The organism is Mycobacterium sp. NGS56 (genome assembly GCF_059812425.1).
On the sequence record NZ_JCALCQ010000006.1, the window covers coordinates 274,961 to 285,321 of the forward strand.

The window sequence follows — 10,361 nt, forward strand, 5'->3', positions numbered from 1 at the left end:
CCTTGATTCACCGAGGGAAATTCTCCTTGCTGGCATGCCTGCTCGCCTGCTGGCTCAGGCTTCGAACGGATGGCGCTTCGAAGAGCGTGGACACCGGCAGTTCGATACTCAGCGCTGCATTGATCGCGGCGATCGCTCGCAAGGCCGATAGCGAGTCCCCGCCCAGGTCGAAAAATGACTGGTCGACGCCGACGCGGTCGATACCCAGCACTTGGACGAAGATGTCGGCCAGAATCTCATCGACCAGGGTGGTCGGGGCGGCGCTAGAACCCTCGCCGATGACGTGACGTTTCGGCGACGGCACCGCTGTGATCGCGGGCTGCCCCGCCAGCGCTCTGCTGCCCCGACCGCGATCATTCTCGTCGAATGAAACCAACGACAAGATGGGGCGCCCCGGGCCAGCGGCCATGGAAGCCAAAACTCGGGTAAACCGCTCCACCACCGCGTCGATCCCGGCGATGGCGAAGACATCGGTGCGGTATTGAACCCTCAGGGTCAGTTCACGGCCGGGCCCAGCCTGGATCGTGAGTGGATAGTGATAACTGTCGTGGGTGGTGAGCTCGCTTGCGGTCAACCCGTCGGCGCCCACCAAAGCCGCGGCATCGGCCGGGTAGTTCTCGTAAACGAAAACGGTGTCGAATAGTTGGTCGTGGCTGGTGATGCGGTGGATGTCGTTAAGTGCCAGGTGTTGGTGTTCAACGGTTTTGGTGTGTGCGCGTTGCAGCTGGTCGAGTAGCTCGGTGGTGGTCGTTGTCGGGGTGAGGTTGGCCCGCACCGGCACGGTATTGATCAGCAGGCCCACCATCGCCTCGGCGCCGGGCACCTCGGCCGGCCGACCCGAGACCACCGCACCAAAGGCGACGTCGTGCTGGCCGGTCAACCACACCAGCAGCTGCGCCCAGGCGGCCTGCAGCACGGTGTTGACAGTGGTGTGCTGCGAGCGAGCCAGCTCGCCAACAGCACGAGTGAGCGGCTCGGGCACCCGATAGGAGGCGACGCCACGACGCCCATGGCCCACCCGATCGGCTGGCCCGACCAGCGTGGGAGTGTCAAAGCCGGCCAGCACCGCACGCCAGGCCGCGCGGGCGGCCTGAAGGTCACGACCGGCCAGCCAGCTGACAAACCGGCGATACGGCACCGGCGCGGGCAGCCGCTGACCGCGGTAGCTGGCAAAGATTTCGCCCAGCAAAATCGGCAGCGACCACCCGTCGAGCGCGATGTGATGATTGGTCAACACAATGCGGTGCTGCTCGGGCGCGGTACGCACCAACGCCACCCGAAGCGGCGGCTCATCGGCAAGGGCGCACACCGCGGCACGCTCGGCCGCACACAGCCACTCCACCCACTGCTCAACATCGCCGGCCTTCAGCTCGGCGTAGCGCCAGGGCACCTCGGGATCGGCCGGGATGACCTGGACCGGCTGATCGAAATGCTCGACATACCGGGCCGCCAGGTGAGGATGACGCGCCACCACGGCCTGCACCGCATCGCGCAGCCGGTCTGGATCTAGCCGACCACGCACCGTGATCCCCAACTGCACCGCATACACCTCATCACCCAAGTGCTGTGCGGCTCGGGCATGAAACAACAACCCCTGCTGCAGCGGAGTCAGCGGCAACACATCAGCAATCCGGTAGCGCCGCTGCAGCTGGTCAATCTGCTGCTGGTCAAGACGCGCCGGCACAATGTCCGAAGGCGTCAATCCGCCCCCACCACCACGCACATGCGCACAAATGCCGGCCAGGGCCTCAAACCACAACTGGCTCAACCGACTGACCTGCGCATGATCCAGCGCTGAAGGCGCCCAGGTCCAGTTGGCATGCAGCTGAGGACCGACCTCGGTATCGACAGCGCCCGCATTGAGTTCCACGGTGTGCGCCAACGGCATTGAAATCCGCGCCGCAACACCGGCCACCGACAACCCCTCTGAACTGACCTGCCACACCTGCCCAAAGCCATCGGCCGCCGGCGCGGCCAACCGCCCCAAATAGTTGAACCCGATCGCCGGATCCGGCCCACCCAGATCAACCTCAGCGTTGAGATAACGCAACAGCCCATAGCTCAATCCGTCCGGATGAGCGCGAAGCTGTTCCTTAACGTTTTTGACCAGCCCACCCAGCGGCGGCGCACCGGCGATCACCTGCGCCCAGTCCAACCCGCCGACCGCCAACGACACCGGATACTTCGCGGTGAACCATCCCACCGTGCGCGACAAATCCACCTCGGCGCCCAGCTCCTCGTGGCGGCCATGACCCTCCACGTCGATCCCAATCGAGGCGCCATCGCCGCCCAAGAACTGTGTGCACGCCAAACCGAAGGCGATCAACAAGATGTCCTGGATGCCGGCGTGGAACGCCGCAGGCACCGCACCAAGCAGCAGCCGGGTCGTCTCAACATCCAGCTGCACCGACAAATGCCCAGCCGTGGCGAACGTATCCACCGAAGGTTGCACCGACGGCAACACCGCGGGCGTCTCCACCACCTGCCGCCACACCTCGGCCTGCGCTATCACCCCCGGATCGTGTGCATGCTCGACCAGCAACGCAGCCCACCGGCCAAACGATGTGCCGCCCACCGGCAACACCACCGCCTGCCCGCTACGGTGCTGCGCCCAGGCAATATTGAGGTCTTCCAACAGGATTCGCCACGACACCCCATCAATGGCGAGGTGATGGACGATCAACGCCAACTGCCCCGTATCGCGCGCCCACACCGCACGCACCATCACCCCGGCCGCCGGGTCCAACCCCGAGCGCGCCGCAATCAACACCGCATCCGTAAGCACGCCAACGATTTGCACGCAGCCGCGCGCATCCACTTGCCCCGCCTGCGGCACAGTCAGCGACCAATCCTCACCGACGCAAGACCGCAACATGGCATGCCGATCCAGCAAAGCCTGCACCACCACGACCACATCGGCCTCGCTCACCCCAGCGGGAGCCTGCACCACCATGGTCTGGTTGAACTGGCCGACGGGGCCGTCAAAGCCCGCCAACCACCGCATGATCGGCGTCGCCACCACCGACGCGTCACCCTCATCGGCTGGGCCGTGCGCGCCGCTGGGCTCCGCGACCACCGCCGCCAGCCGGGCCACGGTCTGCTCGACGAAAATGTCGCGCGGCCGACACACCAGCCCGGCGATCCTGGCCCTGGCCACCACCTGGATAGCCGAAATGGAATCACCGCCCAGCTCGAAGAAGGAATCATCGACCCCAACCCGCTCCAACCCGAGAACCTGGGCATAAATGCCGGCCAGCATCTCCTCGGTGGGCGTGGCCGGGGCCCGGTAACGATCACCCTCGCCGTAATCCGGCGCCGGCAGAGCCTGTTTGTCGAGTTTGCCGTTGACCGTCAACGGCACCGCGTCGATCGCGACGACCGCGGCCGGCACCATATATTCCGGCAGCCGCTCGGCCAGCGCGGCGCGGATCCCGCGCGGATTCGCCGTCCCGGTGACATAGCCGACCAGCCGCCTATCGCCCGGCCGGTCCTCGCGGGCGATCACCACCGCCTGTTGCACCCCGGTCAACGCACCAAGCGCCGCCTGAATCTCACCCAGCTCGATCCGATACCCACGGATCTTGACCTGCTCATCAGCACGACCCACATACTCAAGCTGCCCATCCGCACGCCAACACACCAAATCCCCAGTGCGATACATCCTTTGACCGGACCCCCCGAACGCACACGCGACAAACCGCGACGCCGTCAAACTCGCCCGGCCGACATACCCCATGCCAACCCCGGCACCGGCCACATACAACTCACCAACCACCCCAGCCGGCACCGGCCGCAACCACGCATCGAGCACGGCCAGTGCCGCACCCGCAACCGGGGTTCCGATCGGCACCGATTCCAAACCGGGGGTCAGCGCCGCGCTGATCGCGACGCACATTGTCGTCTCGGTGGGCCCGTAGGCGTTCACCATCACCCGCCCCGGCGCCCAACGGTCGGCCACCTCGACCGGGCATGCCTCCCCGACCACTACCAACGCCGCCACATCCAAGTGCCGCGGGGTGAGCGCAGCCAGGGCCGATGGGGTGTGCGTCAACACATTGACACGTTCGTCGATCAGCAGCTCGTGGAAGTCCTGCGGTGAGCGCGTAACTTCCTCGGGCACCACCACGACCCGGCCGCCCCGCAGCAGCGCACCGAAGATCTCCCACACCGACACGTCGAACGCCAGCGAATGACACAGCGCCCAGACACCCGCTCGGGGAAGGCCGGCATCCAACGCGGACAACAACTCGGTCACGTTGCGGTGGGTGATGGCCACCCCTTTGGGCACGCCGGTGGTGCCCGAGGTGTAGATCAAGTAGGCGATATCGCCGGGGGCCGGCGCCGGTGGCGCCATTTTGGGCTGAGTTTCCACCGCGGGGTCGTCGATATCGATGACCTGAATATCGGGGTGGTCGAGGCGTTCGGCCAGCGCGGCGATGGTGATCGCGGCAATTGGTGCGGCGTCCTCGAGCACGAAGCGGATGCGCGCGCCCGGCGTCGAAGGGTCGATCGGCAGATACGCCGCCCCGGTCTTGAGCACCGCCAGGATCGCCACGACCGCCTTGGCCGAGCGCGGCAAGTGCAGCGCCACACATTCCCCCGGCCCCGCTCCCCGGGCAATCAGCAGGTGCGCCAACCGGTTCGACGCCGCATCAAGCTCGCGATAGCTCATCGAGCGGCCGCCGAACCTGATCGCCACAGTCTCGGGAGCGCGGGCGACATGCTGGTCAAACAATGCCGGAATCGACACGCCGGTCGCGGGCGCGGTCAGCACCGCGCGGTTGCCGATCTCCGCGAGACGGATGTGTTCACTGGCGTGCAGCACGTCGATCGCCGACAGCCGCCGGCTGGGTTCGGTGGTGACCGCCTCCAAGACCCGCTGCAGCCGGGCGATAAGCGCCTGGACGCTTTCGGCGTCGAACACGTCGGTGCGGAACTCCACCGATCCGCTGATCCCGGCCGGCTCACCGGCCTCGGTCCACTGCTCGGCCAATGACAACGACAGGTCCATCCGCGCGGTGTGGGTGTCCACCGGCACCTGGGAAACTTGCATTTCACCCAGCGTGAACGTGGCGCCGGGATCGGCGGCCTGCCAGGCCAGCATCACCTGGACCAGCGGGTGGTGGGTTAGGGATCGGGTGGGGTTGAGTCGTTCGACGAGTACCTCGAAGGGCACATCCTGGTGGTCATAGGCGGCCAGGCTACGTTGTCGTACCTGTGCCAGCAGCTCGGCGACGGTGGGGTCGGCGGCCAGATCGACCCGCAACACCAGGGTGTTGACGAAGAAACCCACCAGCTCATCCAGGGCGGGATCGCGCCGCCCGGCGATCGGAAACGCCACGGCCACATCGGTACTGGCGCTCAGCTTGGACAGCAGCACCGCCAGGGCGGTCTGGACCACCATGAAACTGGTCGCGCCACTCTCGCGGGCTGACCTCACGACCTGCTGTTGCAAGGCCGCCGGCCACTGCACCGCCACGGTGGCGCCGCGTTGATCAGCGGTCGGTGGATAGGGCCGATCGGTGGGCAACACCAGCCGCTCAGGCAGCCCGGCCAAAGCCTGCTCCCAATACACCAATTGCCCGCCGATGCGGCTCTGCGGATCGTCAAGGTCACCGAACTGGGCGCGCTGCCACAACGTGTAATCGATGTATTGCACCGCCAGCGGCGCCCACTCGGGGGCCCGCCCCGCACACCGGGCGGCATAGGCCTCGCCCAAATCACTCACCAGCGGTGCGATCGACCAACCATCGGCGGCGATATGGTGCACCACCGCCACCAGCACATGCTCGTCCGCGGAGATCCGGAAAAGCCTTGCCCGCAACGGAATCTCGCGGCCCAGCTCAAAGCCGTGGCCGGCCACCTCCTCGATGGCGCGCTGAACCCGCTCCGCCGGCCAGCCGGCGGCTTCAACGATCTCCCAACCAATATCGGCCCCCTCCGGCGGCACCACCACCTGCCGGGGCACCCCATCGGCCACCGCAAACACGGTGCGCAAGCTTTCATGGCGGCCCACCACGTCGCCTAGCGCCGCCCCCAACGCGTCGCCGTTGAGCGGCCCGTCGAGCCGCAACGCCACCGCCATGTTGTAGACCGCCGACGGCCCCTGCAGCTGGTCGATCAACCACAACCGGTTCTGGCCAAACGACAACGGCACCACCGCCGGGCGCTCACCGGCCACCAACGGCTCCAGCCCACCCCCACCGGCGCCGACGCGCGACACCAACGCCCCAACCGAGGGTGCCTCGAACAAATCACGCACCGAAAGAGCCGCATCCACAACCGAATTGACTGCTGCGATCAGGCGCATTGCCGACAACGAATCCCCACCCAGGTCGAAGAAGGAATCATCGAGCCCGACCCGCTCCACACCCAGCACCCGCGCGTAGATACCGGCCAGGACCTCCTCCATGGGCGTGGCCGGAGCCCGGTAACGATCAACATCGCCGTAGTCCGGCGCGGGCAGAGCCCGCTTATCGAGCTTGCCGTTGACCGTCAACGGCAACTCATCGATCACCACCACCGCCGCGGGCACCATGTATTCGGGCAACCGCTCGCCTAGCGCGGCACGCAACCCAGCTGGATCCGCTGTCCCGGCAACATACCCCACCAGCCGCTTATCACCAGGACGGTCCTCACGGGCGATCACGACGGCCTGCTCCACCCCCTCCAGGGCGGCCAATGCTGCCTGAATTTCGCCGAGTTCGATGCGATACCCACGAATCTTGACCTGCTCATCAGCACGCCCCAGATACTCCAACTCCCCCTCAGCGCGCCACCGCACCACATCCCCGGTGCGATACATCCGTTGACCGGTCCCCCCGAACGGGCACGCCACAAACCGCGACCCCGTCAACCCCGCCCGGCCCACATAACCCACACCCACCCCCGCGCCGGCCACATACAACTCCCCGACCACCCCCACCGGCACCGCACGCAACCAGCCATCCAGCACGAAAAAGCCCAGATGCCCCAACGGCACCCCGATCGGGCTGACACTGATATCGACATCGGCCGCGACGATCTGACGAAACGACGCATGCACCGTCGTCTCAGTGGTGCCATACATATTGACCAGCCGAGGCAGATCCGGATGATCGTTTACCCAAGCACCCAGACGCCGAGGCTCCAAGGCCTCACCGGCGAAGATCACCGTCTGCAACTCCAGCCGGCCCGCCGCGCCGGACACCGACGCATCCACGCTTTGCAACGCATAAAACGCCGACGGCGTCTGGCTCAACACACCGACCCGCTCGGCCACCAGCACGCCACGAAACTCCTCCGGCGAGCGCACCACCGACTCCGCCACCACCACCAACCGCCCACCAAGCAACAGCGCCCCGAAGATCTCACACACCGACACGTCGAACGCCAACGAATGCCACTGCGACCACACCTGACCCGCCAACTCCAAGCTGTCGCTCATCGCCGCCAACAGCTCAACCACATTGCGATGAGTGACCCCCACCCCCTTCGGCACCCCGGTAGTGCCCGAGGTGTAAATCAGATACGCGACGTCCTCCCCCGCGGGCGCCGGCAGCGCGCTGGACGGACAGGCCCCAATCCGGGGATCGGCCATATCAATGACCGCCACGTCCTGGCCATCGAGTCGCCCCGCCAACTCGCTCGTGGTGACCCCCGCGATCGGCGCGGCATCGCCAACCAAGAACGCGATCCGCGCCGCCGGCACCGCCGGGTCGATCGCCAGATACGCCGCCCCGGTTTTCAACACCGCCAAAATCGCCACGACCGCCTCCGCCGACCGCGACAACAACAGCGCCACAACCTGCCCCGGACCCGCCCCGTGTCCGGCCAACAAATGCGCCAACCGATTAGACGCCTCATCCAGCTCGCAATAGCTCATAAAACGGCCGTCGTAACTGATCGCCACCGCCTCCGGCGTCCGGGCAACCTGCGCGGCAAACACCGCCGGAATCGACACCCCCGACATCACCGGCACGCTCAACACCGCCCGATTGCCCCACGCATCCAGCCGCGCATACTCGCCCACATCGAGCACATCCACCGACGACAACCGCCGCGCCGGATCGTCGACCATCGCCACCAACAGCCGCTGCAGCCGCCCGACCAGCGTTTCGATCCTTTGCGCGTCGAACAAATCGGTGTCGAATTCGATACGCAGGCCGAGTTGGGCGCCGGGAGTGGCTTGGACCGTCAGCGGGTAATGGTTGTATTCGCGGCTGGTGAACGCGGTGATGTTCAATCCGTCGACGCCCAGCGGAGCGCCCATGTCGATCGGATAGTTCTGGAACACGAACAGCGTGTCGAACAGTTGGTCGTGGTCGACGGTGCGGTGAATGTCGCTCAGGGCAAGGTGTTGGTGCTCAAGGGTTTTGGTGTGGCCGCGTTGCAGTTGGTCGAGCAGGTCGGTCGTGGTGCTCGCGTGCGTGATGTTCGCTCGCACCGGCACCGTGTTGATCAAAAGGCCCACCATCGCGTCCGCACCGACGATCTCGGCCGGCCTGCCCGAGACGGCGACGCCGAAGGCGACGTCAGGGCGGCCGGTGAGCGACGTCAGCAGCAACGCCCAGGCGGCCTGTAGCACGGTGTTGACGGTGGTGTGCTGCGAGCGGGCCAGCTGACCAAGGGCTTGCGTGAGCCCGTCCGGCAACAGATATGAGCTGACGCCTCGCGGCCCGAGCTGCGTCCGCCCTGGCGGACCCACCAACGTGGAAGTGTCAAAGCCGGCCAACACCTGACGCCATGCCGCGTGGGCGGCGTCGAGGTCCCGATCGGCCAACCAGGTGACGAACCTGCGATACGGGACCGGCGCCGGCAGCCGTTGACCGTAATAGCCGGCGAAGATTTCTTGCAGCAGGATCGGCAGCGACCAGCCGTCCAGCACGATGTGGTGAGAGGTGACCACGATTCGGTGCCGGTCTTGCGCGGTGCGCATCAGTGTGACCCGAAACGCCGGCGGGTCGGTGAGATCGCAGACCGCCGCGCGTTCGGCCGCACACAGCCGCGGCATCTCCTCATCCGCATCAACGCCGTCCAGATCCACATACCGCCACGGCGTCTGGGGATCGGCGGGGATGACCTGCACCGGCTCGTCAAACTGTTGGCAGAACCGGGCCGCGAGGTTCGGATGGCGGCTGACTACGGTGTGCACCGCCTCGCGCAGCCGGTGCCGGTCGAGGGGTCCGCTCAACGCAATTTCCAACTGCATCGCATAGACAGCGTCATCGTTGAGGTGCGCGGCGCTGGCGTGGAAGAGCAGCCCGTGCTGCATCGGGGTCAACGGCAGTACGTCAGCGACCGCGTATTGCCTTTGCAACTCGTCGATCTGTAGCTGGCTGAGTCGGGCGGGCGCGATATCGGACGGCGTCAGCCCGCCGCCACCGAGTTGGACGTGCGCACAAATGCCGGCCAGGGCGTCGAACCACAACTGGCTAAGCCGGCTGACCTGTGCGTGATCCAGCGCCGAGGGCGCCCACATCCAGTTGGCGCGCAGGTAGGGGCCGGTCTCAGTGTCGACGATGCCGGTGTTGAGGTCGAGGGTGTGTGCCAGCGGCATCGGTATTGCTGTGGCCGCGGCAGCCGACGACAGGCCATCCTGACTGATCCGCCACAAATCCGCGGACACCTCGGCCGCCGCGCCTAAACGCCCCAGATAGTTGAACCCGATCGCAGGATCGGAGCCGGCAAACTCAATGCCGGGATTCAAATAGCGCAGCAGACCATAGGTCAGTGGCTCGGGCACGGCGCGGAGCTGCTCTTTACCGTCTTTTACCGCCACGCCCAGCGCGGCCTCACCGGCTACCACCTGCGCCCAGGACAGGCCGCTTATCGTCAACGCCACTGGGTATTTGGCGGTGAACCAGCCCACCGTGCGCGACAGGTCGACATCCGCGGCCAGTTCCTCGTGACGCCCGTGCGCCTCGACGTCGATGCCGATCGGGGCGCTCCAGGTGGCCCGGAACTGCGTCCAGGCCAATGCGAACGCGATCAATAAGATGTCCTGGATGCCGGCGTGGAACGCTGTGGGCACCTCACCGAGCAGCAACCGGGTGGTCTCGGTATCCAGGTCCACCGACAAATGCCCAGCCGTGGCGAACGTGTCCACTTCCGGTTGTATTGCGGGCAACGCGGCGGGGGTTGCCGCCAGCCGGCGCCATGCGTCGGCGTGCCCGACGACCGTCGGGTCGTATGCGTGTCTGGTCAGCAGCGAGGCCCACCGACCAAATGATGTTCCGCCTGTCGGTAGTGCCACCGGTTGGCCGCTGTGGTGCTGGGCCCAAGCAATGTTGAGGTCTTCCAACAGGATTCGCCACGACACACCATCAACGGCGAGATGGTGAATGATCAGTGCCAGCTGGCCCGTGCCGGTGATCCACAAT

General features: G+C 66.2%; 1 protein-coding gene. It reads right to left on the bottom strand.

The annotated features are described in order from the left end of the window. Positions 1-7: 7 nt before the first annotated feature. Positions 8-10,361, bottom strand: a 10,354-nt coding sequence (locus AC5Y4F_RS17260) for an amino acid adenylation domain-containing protein (protein WP_499997697.1), incomplete at its 5' end; no start/stop codon positions are given.